The sequence below is a fragment of the Pseudomonas sp. OTU750018 genome, assembly GCF_011636575.1.
GTDB classification, from domain to species: domain Bacteria; phylum Pseudomonadota; class Gammaproteobacteria; order Pseudomonadales; family Pseudomonadaceae; genus Aquipseudomonas; species Aquipseudomonas peli.
On record NZ_JAAPAU010000003.1, the window covers coordinates 57,299 to 79,037 of the forward strand.

A 21,739-nucleotide genomic window follows, 5' to 3' on the forward strand; every position below is an offset into this window, starting at 1 on the left:
CTTATGCGGTTGCGGTGTGGGCACTTGCGCGCTGGCGGCGCACCAGTTCGCCAGCCAGGGCCAGGTAGGCGATGGCGCCACGGGATTGCTTGTCATACACCAGCGCCGGCATGCCAAAGCTTGGTGCCTCGGCCAGACGCACGTTACGCGGGATGACCACGTCGTAGAGCTGGTCAGGGAAATGCTGCTTGAGCTGCGCCGACACATCGTTGGTCAGGCTGATGCGCGGGTCGTACATGGTGCGCAGCAGGCCTTCAATCTTCAGCTTGGGATTGAGTATCTCGGCGATGCGCTGAATGCTGTTGACCAAATCACTCAAGCCTTCCAGCGCGTAGTACTCGCATTGCATGGGGATGATCACCCCATCGGCGGCCACCAGGGCGTTGATCGTCAACATCGACAGCGCCGGTGGGCAGTCGATGAGAATGTAATCGTAATTCTCGCGGATAGGCGCCAACGCATAACGCAGGCGGCTTTCCTTCATTTTCATTTCCAGCAGCGAGACTTCAGCGGCGGTCAGGTCGCGGTTGGCCGGTAGCAACTGGTAGCCGCCGTGCTCGGAGAACTGCATGGCATCGACCAGGTTGCATTCACCGATCAGCACGTCGTAGATCGAATGCTCCAGGCCGTGTTTATCCACACCGCTGCCCATGGTCGCGTTGCCCTGGGGGTCGAGGTCGATCAGCAGCACACGGCGCTTGGTCGCCACCAGCGAGGCAGCAAGATTGATGCAGGTGGTGGTTTTGCCCACGCCGCCTTTCTGGTTAGCGATTGCGAATACCTTAGCCATGCTGCGTTCCCCCTAAACCGAGCGACGCAGTATCAACAGATGGCGCTGACCTTGGCAACCGGGAACCTTGAGTACATGGGTAGCGGTGAGACGAAAGTCCGCTGGCAGGGCTTGCAGCTCGTCATCCGGGTGCACACCTTTCATCGCCAGCCACTGTGTGTGGTCGTCGCCGAGATGGCGAGTCCAGTTGCTGAAATCTTCCAGTGAGCTGAACGCCCGTGAGCAGATACCGCTAAACGGCTGCTCGGGACGGAATTCTTCAACGCGGCTGTGGATAACTTGCAGGTTGGCCAGTTTCAACTCCAGCTTCACCTGAGTCAGGAAGCGGGTCTTCTTGCCATTGGAGTCGAGCAGGGTGAACTGCCGCTCAGGAAACAAGATGGCCAGCGGAATCCCCGGCATGCCGCCGCCGCTGCCAACATCCAGCCAGTTATCCCCAGCGTCGGTGACGAAAGGCACCACGGAGAGACTGTCGAGCAGATGGCGCGACACCATTTCATTCGGGTCGCGCACTGCGGTGAGGTTGTAGGCCTTGTTCCACTTCATCAGCAGGGCCAGGTAGGCCAGCAACTGTTCGTGCTGCTGCACGCTGAGTTCGACACCCAGCTCCAGAGCGCCCTGGCTCAGTTCTTCGGCATGACGTGCGGTAACCAACGACATCAGGCGCTGTGCTCCAACTGCTGACCGGCAGTACGCTTTTTCAGGTGGATCAGCAGCAGGGAAATCGCTGCCGGGGTAACGCCGGGAATCCGCGAGGCCTGGCCTAGAGTTTCCGGGCGGCTGTTGCCGAGCTTGTGCTGGATTTCCTTGGACAACCCGGAAATCCCCGCGTAGTCGATATCGAGCGGCAGCTTGGTGTCTTCACTGGCGCGCAGTCGGGCGATTTCGTCCTGCTGGCGGTCGATATAACCGGCGTACTTAGTCTTGATTTCGACCTGTTCGGCCACTTGCGGGTCCTGCGCGCCACCGCCGGTGATGGTCACCAGTCCGGCGTAATCTATTTCCGGGCGGGCAAGCAGATTGAGCAGGTTGTATTCGTGGGTCAACGGCGTGCCGAAGTGGGCGGCAATCGCATCGCCCTGAGGCGTGCCTGGGCGTACCCAGGTGCTTTTTAGGCGCTGTTCTTCCTGCACGATGGCTTCGCGCTTGGTTTCAAATGCGGCCCAGCGCACATCATCGACCAGACCCAGCTCTCGGCCTTTCTCGGTCAGGCGCAAGTCGGCGTTGTCTTCACGCAGGATCAGCCGGTATTCGGCGCGCGAAGTGAACATGCGATACGGTTCCTGGGTACCCAGAGTAATCAGGTCGTCGACCAGTACGCCGATGTAGGCCTCATCGCGACGCGGGCACCAGCTGTCCTTGCCCTGGGCGCGCAATGCGGCGTTGCAACCTGCGAGCAAACCTTGCGCACCGGCTTCTTCGTAACCGGTGGTGCCGTTGATCTGCCCGGCGAAGAACAGCCCGGCAATCACCTTGGTTTCCAGGCTGTACTTGAGATCACGCGGGTCGAAGTAGTCGTACTCGATGGCGTAACCGGGACGCACGATATGCGCGTTCTCCATGCCGTGGATGCTGCGCACGATCTGCAATTGCACATCGAACGGCAGCGAGGTGGAGATGCCGTTGGGGTACAGCTCATGGGTATTCAGGCCTTCGGGCTCGATAAATACCTGATGGCTGTCTTTGTCGGCGAAGCGGTGGATCTTGTCTTCGATCGATGGGCAGTAACGCGGGCCAACGCCTTCGATCACCCCGGAATACATCGGCGAGCGATCGAGGTTGGCCGCGATGATTTCGTGGGTACGCGCGTTGGTGTGGGTGATCCAGCAGCTGACCTGACGCGGTTGCTGTTCCGCACGACCGAGGAAGGACATCAGCGGCGTGGGCGTATCGCCTGGCTGCTCGGTCATTACCGAGAAGTCCACCGAACGGCCGTCGATACGTGGCGGCGTACCGGTTTTCAGTCGACCAACGCGCAGCGGCAATTCACGTAGACGTCGTGCCAAGGCAATCGAGGGTGGATCGCCAGCGCGGCCTCCGGAGTAGTTCTGCAGGCCGATGTGGATAAGTCCACCGAGAAAGGTGCCAGTGGTCAACACCACGGAATCTGCAAGGAAACGCAGGCCCATCTGGGTGACAACGCCTTTGACTTCGTCGTTTTCGACGATCAGGTCATCGGCTGCCTGCTGAAATATCCACAGGTTGGCCTGGTTTTCCAGAGTTTCGCGAATCGCGGCTTTGTACAGCACGCGATCAGCCTGGGCACGAGTTGCGCGTACTGCTGGCCCCTTGCGGCTGTTCAGTACACGGAATTGGATACCACCTTTGTCGGTGGCTTCAGCCATGGCGCCGCCGAGGGCGTCGATTTCCTTGACCAGATGGCTCTTGCCGATCCCGCCAATGGCCGGGTTGCAGCTCATCTGCCCGAGTGTTTCCACGTTATGGGTCAGCAGCAGGGTTTTTACCCCCATGCGTGCAGCTGCCAACGCAGCTTCGGTACCGGCATGACCGCCGCCGATGACGATCACCTGAAAACGGGAAGGGAAATCCACCACGCACCTCGTGCCTGTTGAGAAATGGGGGGCTTTTTGGGTTGAAAAGCGGGAAAGGCGGCAAGTATAGGGATTTAGCCGGTGTGAAAGAAGCCTTTTGCACAAAAAATAGCCAGTTCGCTTGGGCGCTGTTCTGGTGTGTCGGTTAATAAAGAATAAAAGAGAGAATTTTTATAAAGCCTTGTTTATATGTTTATTACTTAGCAACAGCTTTTCTGTGGATAGATCGCTACAGATCAATGGATTCAATGCTTACAGCGTTTAAAAAGTCTGTGCTGATCCTGCCATCTGCCTGTTCAGTTGCCGTACGCAAGCTGTGGATTAAATGTATGGTTATCCACAGGGGCGGTTATCCTCAGTTTTATCACCGGGTTATAGGCAGGGCTTAGGCTCGGTTTTCCACAGAGCTTAGGTGGATAAATAAGTGGCTGAACATGCATATTTCGCCCAGGCAAAAGCCTTCCCGAACGACATTAGTTGGGATTTCAGAACTTAGGATGGGGTGGGTGCAGGGAGGATATTGCGGATGCGGGGCATGATTCGATGCGCCGTAACCCATCAGAAATATCCTGCAGCTGATGGGATAGGCGATGCGTTGGCAGGTGAGACGGCGTGCGCCGCCCAGCCTATTTGCCGATACAGAAGCTGGAAAAGATCCGCCCCAGCAGGTCATCGGAACTGAACGCACCGGTGATTTCGCCCAAGGCCTGCTGGGCCATGCGCAGGTCTTCAGCCAGCAGCTCGCCCGCGCCTGCCAGGGTCAGCTGAGCATGGCCGTGTTCCAGATGTGTGGAAGCCTGACGTAGCGCTTCCAGGTGGCGTCGGCGCGCACTGAAGCTGCTCTCTGAGGTCTGTTCATAACCCATACAGGCCTTGAGGTGTTCCCTAAGCAGGTCCAGGCCCTCGGTGGATTTGGCCGACAGGCTGATGGTGACGTGGCCGTCATTGCAGACTTCCAGCACCACTGATTCGCCGGACAGGTCGGCCTTGTTGCGAATCAGGGTGACCTTGGCCGGATCAGGACGTTGGTCGAGAAACTCCGGCCACAGGGCAAAGGGGTCGTCGGCTTCGGGGGCTGTGGCATCCACTACCAGCAGGATGCGGTCGGCTTCACCAATGGCTTTCAGCGCACGCTCGACGCCGATGCGTTCGACTTGATCGTCGGTATCACGCAGGCCGGCGGTGTCCACCACGTGCAACGGCATGCCATCGATGTGGATATGTTCGCGCAGCACGTCGCGAGTGGTGCCGGCGATCTCGGTGACGATGGCTGCCTCGCGACCGGCCAGGGCGTTGAGCAGGCTGGACTTACCCGCATTGGGGCGGCCGGCGATCACCACCGTCATGCCGTCGCGCAGCAGAGCCCCTTGGCCGGCCTCACGCAGCACCCCCGCTAGGTCGGCACGCACGCCATCGAGCAGGCTGAGTACATGGCCATCGGCGAGAAAGTCGATTTCCTCTTCGGGGAAGTCGATGGCCGCTTCAACATAGATACGCAGGCTGATCAACCGCTCGGTCAGGCCATGCACGCGACGCGAGAACTCGCCTTGCAGCGAGCGCAGTGCATTGCGCGCGGCCTGCTCGGAGCTGGCTTCGATCAGGTCGGCAATCGCCTCGGCCTGGGCCAGGTCGAGTTTGTCATTGAGAAACGCGCGTTCGCTGAACTCACCCGGGCGCGCCAGGCGTGCGCCGAGTTGTACACAGCGGCGCAGCAGCAGATCGAGCACCACCGGGCCGCCATGGCCCTGCAGTTCAAGCACGTCTTCGCCGGTAAAGGAGTTTGGGCCGGGGAAGTACAGGGCCAGGCCTTCATCCAGCACCTGCTGGGCATCGGCGAAGAACGGCCCGTAGTGAGCGTAACGCGGTTGCAACTCGCGTTGGCAGATCGCCTGCGCCAATGTGCTGGCCAGCGGCCCGGAAACTCGCACGATGCCAACGCCACCCCGGCCCTGGGCGGTGGCGACGGCAGCAATGGTTTCAACAACGGGGGGCATGCGCTTCTCCTGAATACGACATAGCAAAACGCCCCTGAAAAGGGGCGTTTGTTACAGCTTAGAAGCAATCACTGCTCAGGCGTCTGCGGCCTTGGCTGCGGCTTCGATCTTGCGGGTAATGTACCACTGCTGGGCGATGGACAAGACGTTGTTGACCACCCAGTACAGCACCAGACCAGCAGGGAACCAGAGGAAGAAGAAGGTGAAAATGATCGGCATCATTTTCAGTACCTTGGCTTGCATCGGGTCCGGCGGTGTCGGGTTGAGCTGCTGCTGGATAAACATGGTCGCGCCCATGATGATCGGCAGGATGAAGTACGGGTCCTTGATCGCCAGATCGGTTATCCACAGCAGCCATGGTGCTTGGCGCATTTCCACGGATTCCAGCAGCACCCAGTAGAGCGCAAGGAATACCGGCATCTGCACCAGGATCGGCAAGCAACCGCCCAGCGGATTGATCTTCTCTTTTTTGTACAGCTCCATCATCGCCTGAGACATCTTCTGGCGATCGTCACCGAACTGCTCTTTCAGCTGAGCGAGTTTTGGTGCCACGGCACGCATGCGCGCCATGGATTTGTAGCTGGCAGCAGACAACGGGAAGAAGATCAACTTGATGATCACGGTCAACATGATGATCGACCAGCCCCAGTTACCCAGCAGGTTGTGGATAACTTCCAGCAGCCAGAAGATCGGCTGAGCCAAGAACCACAGAATGCCGTAGTCGACAGTCAGCTCAAGACCTGGAGACAGCGTCTTCAGATGGCCTTGTAGCTTCGGGCCGGCATACAGAACTGCACTGGTTTCACCTTGAGCGCCGGCAGCAACCTGAATGGCCGGGCCGGTAAAGCCGACAATGTAGTTGCCTTGGCTGTCTTTACGGGTCTGTACTTGGTTAGTGCTGTCTTTGCTTGGAATCCAGGCAGTGACGAAGTAATGCTGTAGCCAGGCAACCCAGCCTCCTTGAACGGTTTCTTTGAAGGCTTGTTTGTCGATGTCTTTCATCGACACTTTTTTGTACGGCTCTTCGCTAGTCCACAGTGCGCCACCGAGGTAGGTCGCAGTGCCGGTCGCGGTGGTGGAGGACGGATCGTCGCTGCCATCACGCTTGAGCTGGGCAAACATGTTGCCGCTCCAGGTCTGACCACTTTGGTTGTCGATCAGGTAGCTGACGGTTACCTGATAGGACGATGGATCAACGCAGCCAGGTTTCTTCTGCTGTTGGTCCTTGGCCGCACATTCAGCGTTCAGACCACGCTTGAAGGTGAAGCGCTTGATGTAGTTGACGCCGTCTTCGCTGAGTTTGAGATCAACCTGAAGCTGATCCTGACCGTCGGCCAGTTCATAGCTCTTCTGCTCGCTGCTCCACAGAGCACGGCCGCTGGATTTGTCCGGCGCATTGCTGCCGATCAAACCGCTCTGTGCCAGGTAGGTACGCTCACCGCCGTTGTCGAACAGCTGGAAAGGTACATCCGGACGATCCTGACGACGTGGGTACTGCGGCAAACGCAGTTGCACCACATCACCACCGCGCGGGTCGATGGCCAGATCCAGCACATCGGTCTTTACGCGAATCAGTTCATCGCTGGCAGCAGCAGGTGCGGCACTGATGGTGCTGGGCTCAACGGCAGTGGTGGCGCTCGGAATATCATCGCCGCCTGCTGGGGTTGAGGTCGCGGCAGTGGTATCCGGCAAGCCGGGTACAGTGCTGCTGGTCGCGGCAATTTCTGTCGGCAGGGCAGCTTGACCGTAGTCCTGGTTCCACTGGAGAACCATCATATAGGACACGATTGCCAGGGCGACGATCAGGATCGAGCGTTGAATATCCATGATTATTCGGCCATCGAAGAGGAACGGGAGGTTTTCACGCAGGGAACCGGGTCGTAGCCACCGGGATTCCACGGGTGACAGCGGCCAAGCCGACGCAGAGTCAGCCAGCCACCGCGCATGACGCCATGATGTTCAATGGCTTCAAGCGCGTAGCAAGAACAGCTTGGGTAGAAACGACAGTGACTGGCCATCAAGGGGCTGATGGCGTAGCGGTAGAACTGGATGGGAAGCAAAGCCAGTTTACGCATGGGGACTGTCGTTCACCCCGGGTGTTGCGACGGTTTCCAGGCTTGGCTTGCTGCGTTCGAGGCGTTTCCAGAGTTTGCCAAACTGGCGAGCCAGTTCGATATTTTCCAGATCACCAAGGCCTTTACGCGCAACCACCACGATGTCCCATCCCACCAGGTTGTCCTGATTGAGACGGAACGATTCGCGGATTTGGCGCTTCAGACGATTGCGCTCAACCGAGAGCTTTACGCTCTTCTTGCCGATCACCAATCCCAGACGGGGGTGATCAAGTTCGTTGTTGCGCGCCAGCAGCAGGACATTTTTGCCCGGAGCTTTGCCGCTAGGGGAGTCGAAGACTGCCTTGAATTGCGGGGGGGTTAGCAGACGCTTTTCCCGACTGAAGTCTCGACTCACCACAAGACCGAAATTTAGACGGCGAGACGCTTACGGCCCTTGGCGCGGCGACGCGACAGGACAGCACGGCCGTTCTTGGTGGCCATACGAGCACGGAAACCGTGGGTGCGAGCGCGTTTGATAGTGCTGGGTTGGAAAGTACGTTTCATGGTGCGGTACCTGGGTGGTCGACTACGGGCCGGAATGGCCCCCGTTTTAAGAGACCGGCAATTCTAGAGAAACCCGAGGGTCAGGTCAATTTCCAACCAGTCTTTTCCTGCATAAAGAAATATAAAGAAGAGAATATTTAAAGATGTTTAGTAATGTTAGTAGCTATTAGCTAGCCACCCATCTGTGCATAAGTGCCTGAAGGCCAACAGATTAGAGCTGTTCAGCCAAGGGTAAGTCTGTCGAAAAGGCGTGCTGCAACTGTGTGGAAGCAGCGCACAAGCTGAGGATGGAATGCCATTTTACCCACAACAGGGTTTTCCACCGGTTTTTACCCTGGTTTATCCAATGAGCTTGCGGGTGGTTATCCACAGCCCTTATCCCACCTGCGTTATAAGCCTCGAACGCTATTAACACGTTGATTTTCCTTGCGCATAAGCAAGCTTACATGTGGATAACTCAAGCCTCGGCGGCTACAATGACGGCTGTTTTTTGCCTCGCGCCTTGCGATTTAGGGGATGTTCGTGTCTGTGGAACTTTGGCAGCAGTGCGTCGAGCTTCTGCGCGATGAGCTGCCTGCTCAGCAATTCAACACCTGGATCCGTCCACTGCAGGTCGAAGCCGAAGGCGACGAGCTCCGCGTCTATGCGCCGAATCGTTTTGTCCTCGACTGGGTTAATGAAAAGTACCTCAGCCGTTTGCTCGAGTTACTCACCGAACGGACCAACGGTCTGGTTCCGGCGCTCTCCTTATTAATAGGTAGCAAACGCAGCTCGGCACCTCGTGCTGCAGCTGTCAGTACCCCGTCAGCTGCGCCGAGCACGCCAGCACCTGCGGCAGTCACCACAGCAGCAACCTCTACTGCGCAGGCAGAACCCTCGCGCGCGAGCTTTGACCCCATGGCCGGTGCGGCCAGCCAGCAGGCGCCGGCGCGTACTGAGCGTTCGGTGCAGGTCGAAGGTGGGTTGAAACACACCAGTTACCTGAATCGCACCTTTACCTTTGATAACTTCGTCGAAGGTAAATCCAACCAGCTGGCCCGCGCAGCGGCCTGGCAGGTGGCGGACAACCCCAAGCACGGTTACAACCCGCTGTTCCTTTATGGCGGCGTGGGCTTGGGTAAGACTCACTTGATGCATGCAGTGGGTAACCATCTGCTGGCGAAGAACCCGAATGCCAAGGTGGTGTACCTGCATTCCGAGCGTTTCGTCGCGGACATGGTTAAGGCCTTGCAGCTGAACGCCATCAACGAGTTCAAGCGCTTCTACCGTTCGGTGGATGCACTGCTGATTGATGACATTCAATTCTTCGCCAAGAAAGAGCGTTCCCAGGAAGAGTTCTTCCACACCTTCAACGCTTTGCTCGAAGGCGGCCAGCAGGTGATTCTCACCAGCGACCGTTACCCGAAAGAAATCGAAGGCCTGGAAGAACGTCTCAAGTCACGTTTCGGTTGGGGTCTGACGGTAGCCGTCGAGCCACCTGAGCTGGAAACCCGCGTGGCGATTCTGATGAAGAAGGCTGATCAGGCCAAAGTCGACCTGCCGCATGATGCTGCCTTCTTTATTGCCCAGCGTATTCGTTCCAACGTGCGTGAGCTGGAAGGTGCGTTGAAGCGCGTTATCGCCCACTCGCACTTCATGGGCCGGGACATTACCATCGAGCTGATCCGCGAATCGCTCAAGGACCTGTTGGCCCTGCAGGACAAGCTGGTCAGCATCGACAATATTCAGCGCACGGTTGCTGAGTACTACAAGATCAAGATTTCTGATCTGCTGTCCAAGCGCCGCTCACGTTCAGTCGCGCGCCCGCGTCAGGTGGCCATGGCCTTGTCGAAAGAGCTGACCAACCACAGCCTGCCGGAAATTGGTGATGCCTTCGGCGGCCGCGATCACACAACGGTATTGCATGCATGCCGTAAGATTGCTGAACTTAAGGAATCCGACGCGGACATCCGCGAGGACTACAAGAATTTGCTGCGTACGCTGACTACCTAAATACGCAACTCCACTAGGCAAGGGACTAGACCATGCATTTCACCATTCAACGCGAAGCCTTGTTGAAACCTCTGCAACTGGTCGCCGGCGTCGTGGAACGCCGTCAGACCTTGCCGGTTCTCTCTAACGTGCTGCTGGTGGTCGAAGGCCAGCAACTGTCGCTGACCGGTACCGACCTGGAAGTCGAGCTGGTCGGCCGCGTCACTCTGGAAGAGCCTGCGCAGCCCGGTGAGATTACCGTGCCGGCACGCAAGCTGATGGACATCTGCAAAAGCCTGCCGTCTGACGCACTGATCGATATCCGTATCGACGAGCAGAAGCTGCTGGTCAAAGCTGGCCGCAGCCGCTTCAGTCTGTCCACCCTGCCCGCCAATGATTTCCCGACTGTTGAAGAAGGCCCAGGTTCGCTGACCTTTAGCCTGGTACAAAGCAGACTGCGCCGTCTGATCGAGCGCACCAGCTTTGCCATGGCCCAGCAGGACGTGCGTTATTACCTCAACGGTATGTTGCTGGAAGTACAGACCGGCATCCTCCGAGCGGTTGCCACCGACGGTCACCGTCTGGCCATGTGTTCGATGGAAGCGGCGATCGAGCAGGTTGAACGTCATCAGGTCATCGTGCCGCGCAAAGGTATTCTTGAACTGGCTCGTCTGCTTACCGAACAGGATGGCAGCGTCAGCATCGTTCTCGGTCAGCACCATATTCGCGCGACCACTGGTGAATTCACCTTCACCTCGAAACTGGTAGACGGCAAATTCCCTGACTATGAGCGTGTGCTGCCGCGTGGTGGCGACAAGCTGGTGGTTGCTGATCGCCAGGGCCTGCGTGAAGCCTTCAGTCGTACCGCGATTCTATCCAACGAGAAGTACCGCGGTATTCGTCTGCAACTGGAATCCGGTCTGCTGAAAATTCAGGCCAACAATCCAGAGCAGGAAGAAGCGGAAGAAGAGATCGCCGTGGATTACAGCGGCAGCGCGTTGGAAATCGGTTTCAACGTCAGTTATCTGCTAGATGTGCTGAGCGTTATGACCACTGACCAGGTGCGTCTGATTCTCTCCGATGCCAACAGCAGTGCTCTGGTTCAGGAAGCCGATAACGACGACTCCTCTTACGTTGTTATGCCGATGCGTCTGTAACCGCTGAATGTCCCTTACTCGTTTTACCGTCACCGCGGTGCGTAACCTGCACCCGGTGACCCTCTCCCCTTCCCCGCGTATCAATATCCTTTCCGGCGACAATGGCAGCGGCAAAACCAGCCTGCTTGAAGCCATTCATCTGCTGGGGCTTGCGCGCTCATTTCGCAGCACTCGGCTACTGCCTGTCATTCAATACGATCAGCTCGCCTGCACGATTTTCGGTCAGGTGCAGATGTCGGATGGTCGGCAAAGTAATCTCGGCATTTCGCGGGATCGTCAGGGCGAGTTTCAAATTCGTATCGACGGGCAGAATGCCCGCAGTGCTGCACAACTGGCAGAGACCTTACCGCTGCAGTTGATCAACCCCGATAGCTTCCGCTTGCTCGAAGGCGCGCCGAAGATTCGTAGGCAGTTCCTCGATTGGGGAGTGTTCCACGTGGAACCTCGCTTTCTGCCGGCTTGGCAGCGCCTGCAGAAGGCCCTGCGTCAGCGGAACTCATGGCTGCGGCATGGTACACTTGACGCCGCTTCACTGGCGGCCTGGGACCGTGAGTTGTGCCTGGCCAGCGACGAAATAGACGGTTATCGGCGTGCCTATATCCAGGCCCTGAAACCGGTTTTCGAGCGCACCCTGAATGAGCTGGTTGAGCTACAAGGTTTGACCCTCAGTTACTACCGCGGTTGGGATAAGGAGCGTGAGCTGAATGCAGTGCTCGCTTCTACCCTCTCCCGCGATCAGCAATTGGGCCATACCCAGGCAGGTCCGCAACGTGCCGATTTAAGGCTACGGCTGGGGGCGCACAATGCCGCCGAGATACTTTCGCGCGGTCAGCAAAAATTAGTTGTGTGTGCTTTGCGTATTGCGCAGGGCCATTTAGTTAATCAGGCCAAGCACGGCCAATGCATCTATCTGGTGGATGACTTGCCGTCAGAACTGGATGAACAGCACCGCCGTGCATTGTGCCGATTGTTGGAAGACTTGCACTGCCAGGTATTTATCACCTGTGTAGACCATGAATTGTTGAGGGAAGGCTGGCGCACGGATACGCCAGTTGCCATGTTCCACGTGGAACATGGTGGCATTACCCAGACCCACGACCACCGGGAGTGAAGGCATGAGCGAAAACCAAACGTACGACTCCAATAACATTAAGGTCCTCAAGGGCCTGGATGCCGTACGCAAGCGGCCTGGTATGTACATCGGCGATACCGACGATGGCAGCGGTCTGCACCACATGGTGTTCGAGGTGGTCGACAACTCGATTGACGAGGCGTTGGCTGGGCATTGCAGCGAAATCACCATCACCATCCACCCGGATGAGTCGATCAGCGTGCGCGATAACGGCCGTGGTATCCCGGTCGATATGCACAAGGAAGAAGGCGTTTCTGCTGCTGAAGTGATCATGACCGTGCTGCACGCAGGCGGTAAGTTCGACGACAACAGCTACAAGGTTTCTGGTGGTCTGCACGGCGTGGGTGTGTCCGTGGTTAACGCCCTTTCCAAGGAACTGATTCTGACCATCCGCCGCAGCGGCAAGATCTGGGAACAGACCTACGTGCATGGCGTGCCTCAGGCACCGATCGCGGCAGTTGGCGACAGTGATGTCACTGGTACGCAGATCCACTTCAAACCGTCCGAAGATACCTTCGCCAATATCCATTTCAGCTGGGACATCTTGGCCAAGCGTCTGCGCGAATTATCGTTCCTCAACTCTGGCGTGGGCATCATGCTCAAGGATGAGCGCAGCGGTAAGGAAGAGCTGTTCAAGTACGAAGGTGGCCTGCGTGCTTTCGTTGAATACCTCAACCACAACAAGACCGCAGTCAATCAGGTATTCCACTTCACCATTCAACGTGAAGATGGCATCGGTGTTGAAGTTGCTCTGCAGTGGAACGACAGCTTCAATGAGAACCTGTTGTGCTTCACCAACAACATTCCTCAGCGCGACGGTGGTACCCACCTTGCCGGTTTCCGCTCGGCGCTGACGCGTAACCTGAATGCCTACATCGAGCAGGAAGGTCTGGCCAAGAAGCACAAAATTGCCACTACCGGCGATGATGCCCGTGAAGGCCTAACGGCGATTATTTCAGTAAAAGTACCGGACCCGAAGTTCAGCTCGCAGACCAAAGACAAGCTGGTTTCCAGCGAAGTGAAAACTGCGGTCGAGCAGGAAATGGGCAAGTACTTCTCCGACTTCCTGTTGGAAAACCCCAACGAGGCCAAGGCCGTAGTCGGCAAGATGATCGACGCTGCGCGCGCCCGTGAAGCAGCGCGTAAAGCTCGTGAAATGACCCGCCGTAAAGGCGCGCTGGATATCGCCGGGCTACCGGGCAAACTGGCCGACTGCCAGGAGAAAGACCCTGCCCTTTCCGAACTCTATATCGTGGAAGGGGACTCCGCGGGCGGTTCTGCCAAACAGGGCCGTAACCGCAAGACCCAGGCGATCCTGCCGCTCAAGGGCAAGATCCTAAACGTCGAGAAAGCACGTTTCGACAAGATGATTTCCTCCCAGGAAGTTGGCACCCTGATCACCGCCCTGGGCTGTGGTATCGGCCGCGATGAGTACAACATCGACAAGCTGCGCTACCACAACATCATCATCATGACCGACGCCGACGTCGACGGTTCGCACATTCGTACCCTGCTGCTGACCTTCTTCTTCCGTCAGCTGCCGGAGCTGGTTGAGCGTGGCTACATCTACATCGCTCAGCCGCCGCTGTACAAGGTCAAGAAGGGCAAGCAGGAGCAGTACATCAAGGACGACGAGGCCATGGATGAGTACATGACCCAGTCGGCCCTGGAAGATGCCAGCTTACACGTCAACGAAAGCGCGCCAGGCTTGTCTGGCGAGGCGCTGGAGCGTCTGGTCAACGATTACCGCCTGGTGATGAAGACTCTTAACCGTTTGTCGCGTCTGTACCCGCTGGAGCTCACCGAGCACTTCGTCTACATCCCGCGCGTGGAAACCGAGCAACTGGCGGACAAGGCAGCCATGGAGCAATGGCTGGGCCTGCTTGATGCGCGCCTCAAGGGTATGGAGAAGTCCGGTCTGGTGTACAAAACTAGTCTGCACGAAGACCAGGAGCGTCACCTCTGGCTGCCGCAGGTGGAATTGGTTTCCCATGGGGTTTCCAGCTACATCATCTTCAACCGCGACTTCTTCGCCAGTAACGACTACAAGACCGTTACCACCCTGGGCGATCAGCTCAACAGCCTGCTGGAAGAAGGTGCCTTTGTGCAGCGCGGCGAGCGCAAAAAGCACGTCAGCACGTTCAAAGATGCACTGGCTTGGCTGATGGCCGAAAGCACCAAACGCCACAGCATTCAGCGCTATAAGGGTCTCGGTGAAATGAACCCGGATCAACTCTGGGAAACCACCATGGACCCGGAAGTACGCCGCATGCTCAAGGTGCGTATCGAAGACGCGATTGCTGCCGATCAGATCTTCAACACCCTGATGGGTGATGCCGTTGAACCGCGTCGGGACTTTATCGAGACCAACGCGCTGGCTGTGTCCAACCTGGACTTCTAAAACAGCCAGAGGACGCCAGACACACGCTGGTTTCTGTTTAGAAAGCCCCTGCTGATTAACTTCAGCAGGGGCTTTTTTGTTCCACATGGAACATAGCGGCAGGCACGCAGCGCACATCCGTACCTGAGCAAATTTGAGCGATAAAAAAGCCTACACTGAGGCCGGCTTGAGGTTACGTCGGAAAACTTATGCACGAAAAGCAGTTGGTTAGATGCTCATTAAAACTGCTTATAAATCATTACTTTGAAAGGCTTAATAGCACTCTGCCGGTATTTTGCGCACAGGTTATCCACAATTGAGCTAAGACGGCTCCTGGGCTTCCAGAGGCTGGCTCTGTGCATCCAGTGAGCCGATATCGCGTTGCGCCTGGCTGACCCAGGCAAACGCACGATCATTGAGCTCGGCGATGGCGCGCGGACCGGTACCTTCAGCGTGCATAAGTGGGCCAATCACTACTTGAACGGTACCTGGGGTTTTGCGCCATCCCAACTTGGGCCAGAACTCACCAGCGTTGTGGGCAATCGGCAGCACCGGCAGATTGGCATTCACTGCGAGGGAGGCGCCGCCGCGGCTGAACTTGCCGATCTGGCCGGGCGGAATACGCGTGCCTTCCGGGAATACCAGCACCCAGGCGCCCTGCCCCAGGCGTTTGTGGCCAAGCTTGGCCAGCTGCTTGAGCGCCGCCTTGGGGTTACTGCGGTCAATCGCGATAGGTTTAAGCATGGCCATCGCCCAGCCGAAGAACGGTACATACAGCAGCTCGCGCTTGACCACTTGGCTGAGCGGCTCAAAGTAGCCGCAGAGGAAGAAGGTCTCCCAGGTGCTTTGGTGCTTGGCGAGGATCACGCAGGGCTGCTCGGGGATATTCTCTAGGCCCTTGATCTCATAGTTGATGCCGGCTACCACCTTGGCCAGCCAGGTGGCGCAGCGGCACCAGTTCTGGATAACAAAGCGATAGCGCGCGCGAAACGGTAGGAAGGGGGCAACGAAGACGCTGAGGGTGCACCAGACAAAGGCGCTGGAAGACAACAACAGATAGAAGAGAACGGTTCTGAGGGTCTGCACTGTCGACATGGGAGCTTTTACCGTCGCAGGCAGCGCCTGCTTTATTAGTGGAGAAGCTGTGCGGCAACCGCCGCCAGATCATCGAATACCAGGGTGCCCGCTGGCAATCCTTTCGCCAGGGTGCGTTCGCCCTTGCCGGTCTTTACCAAAACTGGCTGACAATCGACGGCGCCGGCCGCTGTCAGGTCACCGCTGCTGTCTCCGACAAACCACACGCCCTTAAGTGCTACGCCATAGTACGCAGCAATCTGCTCGAGCATGCCGGGTTTCGGTTTGCGGCAGGCGCAGCCCTCATCCGGGCCGTGGATGCAGTGCACGATCAGGCCCAGGTCGCCGCCCTGCGCCGTCACCAGTTCACGCAGGCGCGCGTGCATGGCTTCCAGTGTGGCCAGGTCGTAATAGCCGCGGGCGACCCCGGATTGATTGGTGGCCACGGCGATCGTCCAGCCAGCTTGCGACAGGCGCGCGATGGCTTCGATGGCGCCGGGCAGCGGAATCCATTCGGCGAGGTTTTTGATATAGGCGTCGGAGTCGTAATTGATTACGCCGTCGCGGTCGAGAATCAGCAGTTTCATAGGTAAATCCGTAACCGGCTGGCGGTGATGGCCGCCAGCCGGTAAAGGTGATGATGGGCTGCGCGCAGCCCACCGGACTCGCGGCAGGCGTTAGCCGAGTACCGAGATATCAGCCACGCCGAGGAACAGGCCGCGCAGCTTGGCCAGCAGTGCATAGCGGTTGGCGCGCACGGCAGGGTCTTCGGCGTTGACCAGTACGGCCTCGAAGAAGGCATCCACCGGCTCGCGCAGGTTGGCCAACTGACTCAGTGCCAGGTTGTACTGACGCCCTGCAGCCAGCGGCCGTACTGAATGCTCGGCCTGCTGGATAGCGGCGTTGAGGGCGAACTCGCTGGGGTTGTCGAAGTGATGGGCTTCGACGTTCGCCGCGACCTGGCCTTCGGCCTTGCTCAGCAGATTGGACACGCGCTTGTTCGCCGCCGCCAGAGCGGCCGCCTGAGGCAAAGCCCGGAAAGCCTGCACGGCCTGTACGCGTTGATCGAAATCCAGCGGCGAGGTCGGGCTGACCGCACGTACGGCCTGGTACACGGCCACTTCGACGCCTTCGTCCTCATAACGCGCGCGCAGACGGTCGAAGATAAAGTCCTGCACCTGGGGAGCCAGGCCATCGGCTTTGATCTTGTCGCCGAATTGTTTGATCGCAAAACCAACGGCTTCAACCAGATCCAGATCCAGCTGCTTCTCGATCAGGATGCGCAACACGCCAAGGGCAGCGCGACGCAGGGCATAGGGGTCCTTGCTGCCGGTGGGCAGCATGCCGATGCCGAAGATCCCAACCAGGGTATCCAGCTTGTCGGCCAGGGCCACGGCGGCACCGGTGAGGGTGCTTGGCAGTTCAGCGCCGGCGCCGCGTGGCATGTACTGCTCGTTCAGCGCCAGGGCGACGTCTTCGGCTTCGCCATCATGCTTGGCGTAGTAGTAACCGGCGATGCCCTGCATTTCCGGGAACTCGCCGACCATTTCACTGGCCAGGTCGCACTTGCAGAGAATGCCGGCTCGCGCCGCGCGAGTGGCGTCGCCACCAATGCGCTGGGCGATAAAACCAGCAAGGGCCGAGACGCGCTGGGCCTTGTCATAGACCGAACCCAGCTGGGCCTGGAACACCACGTTGGCCAGGCGCTGGTTGAAGGTCTCAAGCTTTTGCTTCTTGTCCTGCTTGAAGAAGAACTCGGCGTCGGTCAGGCGCGGGCGAACTACTTTCTCGTTACCGGAAATAATCTGCGCCGGGTCTTTGCTCTCGACGTTAGCCACGGTGATAAAGCGCGGCAGCAGCTTGCCGTTGCCATCGAGCAGACAGAAGTACTTCTGGTTGTCCTGCATGGTGGTGATCAGCGCTTCCTGCGGCACTTCGAGGAAGCGTTCCTCGAAGGAACAGACCAGCGGCACCGGCCATTCGACCAGGGCGCTGACTTCATCCAGCAACGCCGGCGGCACGATGGCCGTGCCCTGCTCTGCTGCTGCCAGTTCATTGACCCGGGCAATGATCTGCGCGCGACGCTCGGCGAAGTCGGCAATCACATAGGCGCTACGCAGGTCTTCGGCGTAGTTGGCCGGGGCGCTGATGCGCACCTCGTGGTTGGCGTGGAAGCGGTGGCCACGGGAAACTCGACCGGCTTGCTGGGCGAGGATTTCGCAGTCGATCACTTCGTCACCGAACAGCATCACCAGCCACTGGCTCGGGCGGACGAATTCAGTCTTGCGCGCGCCCCAACGCATACGCTTAGGGATAGGCAGCTCGTTCAGCGAGGTCTCAACGATGGCCGGCAGCAGGCCGGCCGCAGCCTGGCCTGGGATGCTCTGGCTGAATTTCAGCTTGGGGCCGCTTTGGTCGATTTGGCTCAGCTCGACGCCGCACTTCTTGGCGAAGCCCAGCGCCGCTTGAGTCGGGTTGCCGTCCTTGTCGAACGCTGCCTGCACGGGCGGGCCGTCGAGGTTCTGAGTACGGTCGGCTTGCTGCTCTTCAAGCTGCTCGATCAGCACGGCCAAACGGCGCGGCGCGGCGTAATAGCGCACTTGGCCATAGCTCAGGCCAGCGGCTTTCAGGCCTTTTTCGATACCGGCGAGGAAAGCTTCACCCAGAGTTTTCAGGGCTTTCGGTGGTAGCTCTTCGGTGCCCAGTTCTACCAGGAAATCACGCGCACTCATTCTGCTGCCTCCAGCTTGGCCAATACTTCATCACGCAGGTCGGGTGCCGCGAGCGGGAAGCCGAGTTTGCGCCGCGCTTGCAGGTAGCTCTGCGCCACCGAGCGGGCCAGGGCACGCACGCGCAGGATGTATTGCTGACGCGCGGTCACCGAGATGGCGCGGCGCGCATCCAGCAGGTTGAAGGTGTGCGAGGCCTTGAGCACCATCTCGTAGGTAGGCAGCGGCAACTCCAACTCGATCAGGCGGTTGGCTTCGCTTTCATAGAAGTCGAACAGCTCGAAGAGTTTCTCGACGTTGGCGTGTTCGAAGTTGTAGGTCGATTGCTCCACTTCGTTCTGGTGGAACACATCGCCGTAGGTGACCTTGCCGAACTGGCCGTCGGTCCACACCAGGTCGTACACCGAGTCGACGCCCTGCAGGTACATGGCCAGGCGCTCGAGACCGTAGGTGATCTCACCGGTTACCGGGTAGCACTCGATGCCTCCGACCTGCTGGAAGTAGGTGAACTGGGTGACTTCCATGCCGTTCAGCCAGATTTCCCAGCCCAGACCCCAGGCGCCGAGCGTCGGCGATTCCCAGTTGTCTTCGACGAAGCGGATGTCGTGCACCAGAGGGTCGATGCCGATCGACTTCAGCGAGCCCAAGTACAGCTCCTGGAAGTTTTCCGGGTTCGGCTTGAGTACCACCTGGAACTGGTAGTAGTGCTGCAGGCGGTTGGGGTTTTCGCCGTAGCGGCCGTCAGCCGGACGACGGGAAGGCTGCACATAGGCGGCGTTCCAGGTCTCTGGGCCGATGGCACGGAGAAACGTGGCGGTGTGGAAGGTGCCCGCGCCAACTTCCATATCGTAGGGCTGCAACACCACACAGCCCTGCTCGGCCCAGTACTGTTGCAGGGCGAGGATCAAGTCTTGGAAGGTGCGCACGGCAGGCGTAGTCTGGCTCACAAATTTCACCCGTACTTTGGCGGCTTCAGAAAGTCCGCGAGTATACCGAAGCTCAGGAAAACCCGCATGCCACGCTGTTTCTGGTGCAATGACGATCCGCTGTATCAGGCGTACCACGATGAAGAATGGGGCGTGCCGCAACGCGACCCCCAGGTGCTGTTCGAGTTACTGTTGCTGGAGGGTTTTCAGGCAGGTCTGTCGTGGATCACCGTGCTGAAGAAGCGCGAGCACTACCGCAAGGTGCTGTTCGGGTTTGATGTGCAGCGTCTGGCCATGCTCACCGACGAGTACATCGAAGAAACTCTAATGCAGGACCCCGGCATCATCCGCAACCGCCTCAAGCTCAAGGCTGTGCGCAAAAACGCTCAGGCCTGGCTCACGCTGGAAGACCCGGTGCAACTGCTCTGGTCGTTTGTTGGTGGTACGCCGAAGATCAACCACTTCAGCGAGCGCGGCCAGGTGCCGGCGGTAACCGCTGAGGCCGAGGCGATGAGCAAGGCGCTGAAGAAGGCCGGTTTCACCTTTGTCGGGCCGACCATTTGTTATGCCTATATGCAGGCCAGCGGCATGGTCATGGATCACACCACGAACTGTGACCGCTACGCGCAACTCAACGGCCACTAGCGCAGGCGGTTACAATGGCCACCTTTTGATCGGCTGGAGTTGCCTGTGGAAAAGTTCAAAGGTGCCCTGGTGGTGGGTTTCTTGCGCCTGTTTGCCCTGCTGCCATGGCGTGCGGTGCAGGCTGTGGGTGCGGCGATTGGCTGGCTGATGTGGAAGCTGCCGAATGGCTCACGCGAAGTGGCGAGCATCAACCTGCGTAAATGCTTTCCCGAACTGGATGAGGTCGCGCACCAGCGTCTGCTGGGCCAATCGCTGATGGATATCGGCAGAACCCTGACCGAAAGCGCCTGTGCCTGGATCTGGCCGGCGCAGAAATCCATCGGCCTGGTGCGTGAAGTCGAGGGTCTGGAGGTGCTCAAGGAGGCTCTGGCCAGCGGCAAGGGCGTGGTCGGCATCACCAGCCACCTGGGTAACTGGGAAGTGCTTAACCACTTCTACTGCGCGCAGTGCAAACCGATCATTTTCTACCGTCCGCCGAAGCTGAAGGCTGTTGATGAGCTGCTGCGCCAGCAGCGTGTGCAGTTGGGTAACCGTGTTGCGCCGTCGACCAAGGAAGGCATCCTCAGCGTGATTAAGGAAGTGCGCAAAGGCGGTGCAGTGGGTATTCCCGCCGACCCTGAGCCAAGCCTGTCTTCCGGGGTATTCGTGCCCTTTCTGGGCACCGAGGCGCTGACCAGCAAGTTCGTTGCTGGCATGTTGAGCGGTGGCAAGGCCTGCGGGGTATTTCTGCATGCGCTGCGTCTGCCGGATGGTTCGGGCTTTAAGGTCATTCTCGAAGCTGCACCGCAAGAGATGTACAGCACTGATACGGCAACCGCCGTTGCGGCGATGAGCACCGTTATCGAGCGGTATGTGCGTACTTACCCGAGCCAGTACATGTGGAGCATGAAGCGCTTCAAGAAGCGCCCTGCCGGCGAAGCCAAGTGGTATTGAATGGGTCTGAGTTGCAGGCGAAGCCTGCTCTCGACTAGGCTGGAGGAACCCACTCTGACGGACGGCGCATGAGCAATAGTCGAAAGAATATCCGCACACCCCTGAAGGTACGCCTGCGTATCGACCATCCGGTGCACGGTGAGCTGATGGTCACCACGCGGGATATTTCCGAATGCGGCGTCTATGTGCTGATGGACCAGGCGCAAAATATGCTCAGCATGGGTGAGCAAGTGCAAGGCCAAGTGCAGGGCTTGCCGATGGAAGCGCCTATCCTCACGCTCGAAGTGGTACGCGTCGAAGCCCTGGGCGTTGGCCTGCGCTTTGTGCAAACCGAGGAATAGTTCAGGCTATTTCCTGAGTTACCGAGCCGGCTTATCCAGGCGTTTGAGAAATACGCTGATTTCCTTGCCCGCCTGCTTGTCACCCTTCTCTTCTGCTACCCGCAAGCCCTGCTGCCAGGCCGTGCGCGCCTCGTCGTGCAGTCCCTGCTTGTTCAGCGCCTGGCCGAGCAGCTTCCAGGCGGCTGAATACTGCGCATCGAACTCAACGCAGCGCTGTAAATGCTCCGCCGCCTGGGCGAACTCCGCCGCATCCAGATAGCCCTTACCCAGACCAAAACGCAGCACGGCATTGTCCATGCCTTTGGCCAGCATCTTCTCCAGGGCTTCAGTGCTCATCAATCATCCTTTTAACTGCCTAGAACCTGTTTGGGATCTCGCGAGCTAGAGCGAGACAAGGCAAAAACAGGCGAGGAAGCGGAGTTTACTGCTGTAAATGAGCATTCCGAGCCTGTTTTTAACGCAGTATCGCCGACGCGCAGCAGATCCCAGACATGTTC

Annotated in this window: 20 protein-coding genes; 7 read left to right on the forward strand and 13 right to left on the reverse strand. The window is 58.4% G+C overall.

From position 1 onward, the window contains the following. Position 1: 1 nt before the first annotated feature. From HCI85_RS15775 to rpmH, 8 genes are all read right to left on the reverse strand, one after another. Positions 2 to 790, reverse strand: coding sequence for a ParA family protein (locus tag HCI85_RS15775; protein WP_090254191.1), 789 nt, complete (start codon positions 788 to 790; stop codon positions 2 to 4). A gap of 12 nt (positions 791 to 802) precedes the next feature. Further along, complete coding sequence (rsmG, locus tag HCI85_RS15780) at positions 803 to 1,450, reverse strand: 16S rRNA (guanine(527)-N(7))-methyltransferase RsmG (RefSeq protein ID WP_167145887.1); 648 nt, start codon at positions 1,448 to 1,450, stop codon at positions 803 to 805. Continuing rightward, positions 1,450 to 3,342 (reverse strand): tRNA uridine-5-carboxymethylaminomethyl(34) synthesis enzyme MnmG, encoded by a 1,893-nt coding sequence (mnmG, locus tag HCI85_RS15785; protein WP_167145889.1) that lies wholly within the window; start codon positions 3,340 to 3,342, stop codon positions 1,450 to 1,452. Before mnmG ends, rsmG begins: the two co-directional genes overlap by 1 nt. Before the next feature lie 626 nt (positions 3,343 to 3,968). Further along, positions 3,969 to 5,336, reverse strand: a complete 1,368-nt coding sequence (gene mnmE, locus HCI85_RS15790) for a tRNA uridine-5-carboxymethylaminomethyl(34) synthesis GTPase MnmE (RefSeq protein ID WP_167145891.1) — start codon at positions 5,334 to 5,336, stop codon at positions 3,969 to 3,971. 75 nt (positions 5,337 to 5,411) lie between these two features. Beyond that, positions 5,412 to 7,163 carry a membrane protein insertase YidC gene (gene yidC, locus HCI85_RS15795; RefSeq protein WP_167145893.1) on the reverse strand — a complete coding sequence of 584 codons (1,752 nt, stop codon included), beginning with the start codon at positions 7,161 to 7,163 and terminating at the stop codon, positions 5,412 to 5,414. 2 nt (positions 7,164 to 7,165) lie between these two features. Next, entirely contained in the window at positions 7,166 to 7,411 is a 246-nt protein-coding gene (yidD, locus tag HCI85_RS15800) for a membrane protein insertion efficiency factor YidD (RefSeq protein ID WP_090254202.1), read from the reverse strand. After that, positions 7,404 to 7,805, reverse strand: a complete 402-nt coding sequence (rnpA, locus tag HCI85_RS15805; protein WP_176600649.1) for a ribonuclease P protein component — start codon at positions 7,803 to 7,805, stop codon at positions 7,404 to 7,406. The genes yidD and rnpA overlap by 8 nt, the downstream gene beginning before the upstream one ends. Before the next feature lie 14 nt (positions 7,806 to 7,819). Beyond that, positions 7,820 to 7,954, reverse strand: a complete 135-nt coding sequence (gene rpmH / locus HCI85_RS15810; protein ID WP_002551315.1) for a 50S ribosomal protein L34 — start codon at positions 7,952 to 7,954, stop codon at positions 7,820 to 7,822. 522 nt (positions 7,955 to 8,476) lie between these two features. Here rpmH and dnaA point away from each other — a divergent pair. The 4 genes from dnaA to gyrB are packed head-to-tail and all read left to right on the forward strand — an operon-like array spanning position 8,477 to position 14,615. Continuing rightward, on the forward strand, positions 8,477 to 9,946 hold the full coding sequence (dnaA, locus tag HCI85_RS15815) for a chromosomal replication initiator protein DnaA (RefSeq protein ID WP_167145897.1): 1,470 nt from the start codon (positions 8,477 to 8,479) through the stop codon (positions 9,944 to 9,946). Positions 9,947 to 9,978: 32 nt separating this feature from the next. After that, positions 9,979 to 11,082: a DNA polymerase III subunit beta gene (dnaN, locus tag HCI85_RS15820; protein WP_167145899.1), complete on the forward strand. Its 1,104-nt coding sequence runs from the start codon at positions 9,979 to 9,981 to the stop codon at positions 11,080 to 11,082. Positions 11,083 to 11,089: 7 nt separating this feature from the next. Then, complete coding sequence (recF, locus tag HCI85_RS15825; RefSeq protein WP_167145901.1) at positions 11,090 to 12,193, forward strand: DNA replication/repair protein RecF; 1,104 nt, start codon at positions 11,090 to 11,092, stop codon at positions 12,191 to 12,193. A gap of 4 nt (positions 12,194 to 12,197) precedes the next feature. Next, positions 12,198 to 14,615 carry a DNA topoisomerase (ATP-hydrolyzing) subunit B gene (gene gyrB, locus HCI85_RS15830; protein ID WP_167145903.1) on the forward strand — a complete coding sequence of 806 codons (2,418 nt, stop codon included), beginning with the start codon at positions 12,198 to 12,200 and terminating at the stop codon, positions 14,613 to 14,615. A 300-nt stretch (positions 14,616 to 14,915) separates the two neighbouring features. Here the strand turns inward: gyrB and HCI85_RS15835 are convergent, their stop codons facing one another. From HCI85_RS15835 to glyQ, 4 genes are all read right to left on the reverse strand, one after another. Further along, complete coding sequence (locus HCI85_RS15835) at positions 14,916 to 15,689, reverse strand: lysophospholipid acyltransferase family protein (RefSeq protein ID WP_167145905.1); 774 nt, start codon at positions 15,687 to 15,689, stop codon at positions 14,916 to 14,918. A 35-nt stretch (positions 15,690 to 15,724) separates the two neighbouring features. Next, entirely contained in the window at positions 15,725 to 16,255 is a 531-nt protein-coding gene (gene gmhB / locus HCI85_RS15840; RefSeq protein ID WP_167145908.1) for a D-glycero-beta-D-manno-heptose 1,7-bisphosphate 7-phosphatase, read from the reverse strand. 90 nt (positions 16,256 to 16,345) lie between these two features. Beyond that, entirely contained in the window at positions 16,346 to 18,400 is a 2,055-nt protein-coding gene (gene glyS, locus HCI85_RS15845; RefSeq protein WP_167145910.1) for a glycine--tRNA ligase subunit beta, read from the reverse strand. After that, a complete protein-coding gene (gene glyQ, locus HCI85_RS15850) occupies positions 18,397 to 19,344 on the reverse strand; it encodes a glycine--tRNA ligase subunit alpha (protein WP_160086348.1) in 948 nt (315 codons plus the stop codon). Before glyQ ends, glyS begins: the two co-directional genes overlap by 4 nt. Before the next feature lie 66 nt (positions 19,345 to 19,410). Here glyQ and HCI85_RS15855 point away from each other — a divergent pair, with 66 nt between their 5' ends. The 3 genes from HCI85_RS15855 (at position 19,411) to HCI85_RS15865 (ending at position 21,242) form a co-directional block, all read left to right on the forward strand. Continuing rightward, positions 19,411 to 19,968, forward strand: coding sequence for a DNA-3-methyladenine glycosylase I (locus tag HCI85_RS15855; RefSeq protein ID WP_167145912.1), 558 nt, complete (start codon positions 19,411 to 19,413; stop codon positions 19,966 to 19,968). 45 nt (positions 19,969 to 20,013) lie between these two features. Continuing rightward, positions 20,014 to 20,901, forward strand: coding sequence for a lysophospholipid acyltransferase (locus HCI85_RS15860; RefSeq protein WP_167145914.1), 888 nt, complete (start codon positions 20,014 to 20,016; stop codon positions 20,899 to 20,901). 68 nt (positions 20,902 to 20,969) lie between these two features. After that, on the forward strand, positions 20,970 to 21,242 hold the full coding sequence (locus HCI85_RS15865) for a PilZ domain-containing protein (protein WP_160086356.1): 273 nt from the start codon (positions 20,970 to 20,972) through the stop codon (positions 21,240 to 21,242). Between the two features lie 18 nt (positions 21,243 to 21,260). Here the strand turns inward: HCI85_RS15865 and HCI85_RS15870 are convergent, their stop codons facing one another. Continuing rightward, on the reverse strand, positions 21,261 to 21,578 hold the full coding sequence (locus HCI85_RS15870) for a hypothetical protein (protein WP_167145916.1): 318 nt from the start codon (positions 21,576 to 21,578) through the stop codon (positions 21,261 to 21,263). Between the last annotated feature and the right edge of the window lie 161 nt (positions 21,579 to 21,739).

Coding starts and splice junctions, on each gene's coding strand:
- gmhB (WP_167145908.1), bottom strand. CDS start 16,255: ATGAAACTGCTGATTCTCGACCGCGACGGCGTAATCAATTACGACTCC.
- dnaN (WP_167145899.1), top strand. CDS start 9,979: ATGCATTTCACCATTCAACGCGAAGCCTTGTTGAAACCTCTGCAACTG.
- mnmE (WP_167145891.1), bottom strand. CDS start 5,336: ATGCCCCCCGTTGTTGAAACCATTGCTGCCGTCGCCACCGCCCAGGGC.
- HCI85_RS15865 (WP_160086356.1), top strand. CDS start 20,970: ATGAGCAATAGTCGAAAGAATATCCGCACACCCCTGAAGGTACGCCTG.
- gyrB (WP_167145903.1), top strand. CDS start 12,198: ATGAGCGAAAACCAAACGTACGACTCCAATAACATTAAGGTCCTCAAG.
- HCI85_RS15775 (WP_090254191.1), bottom strand. CDS start 790: ATGGCTAAGGTATTCGCAATCGCTAACCAGAAAGGCGGCGTGGGCAAA.
- rsmG (WP_167145887.1), bottom strand. CDS start 1,450: ATGTCGTTGGTTACCGCACGTCATGCCGAAGAACTGAGCCAGGGCGCT.
- HCI85_RS15835 (WP_167145905.1), bottom strand. CDS start 15,689: ATGTCGACAGTGCAGACCCTCAGAACCGTTCTCTTCTATCTGTTGTTG.
- HCI85_RS15870 (WP_167145916.1), bottom strand. CDS start 21,578: ATGAGCACTGAAGCCCTGGAGAAGATGCTGGCCAAAGGCATGGACAAT.
- rpmH (WP_002551315.1), bottom strand. CDS start 7,954: ATGAAACGTACTTTCCAACCCAGCACTATCAAACGCGCTCGCACCCAC.
- recF (WP_167145901.1), top strand. CDS start 11,090: ATGTCCCTTACTCGTTTTACCGTCACCGCGGTGCGTAACCTGCACCCG.
- yidD (WP_090254202.1), bottom strand. CDS start 7,411: ATGCGTAAACTGGCTTTGCTTCCCATCCAGTTCTACCGCTACGCCATC.
- glyS (WP_167145910.1), bottom strand. CDS start 18,400: ATGAGTGCGCGTGATTTCCTGGTAGAACTGGGCACCGAAGAGCTACCA.
- yidC (WP_167145893.1), bottom strand. CDS start 7,163: ATGGATATTCAACGCTCGATCCTGATCGTCGCCCTGGCAATCGTGTCC.
- HCI85_RS15855 (WP_167145912.1), top strand. CDS start 19,411: ATGCCACGCTGTTTCTGGTGCAATGACGATCCGCTGTATCAGGCGTAC.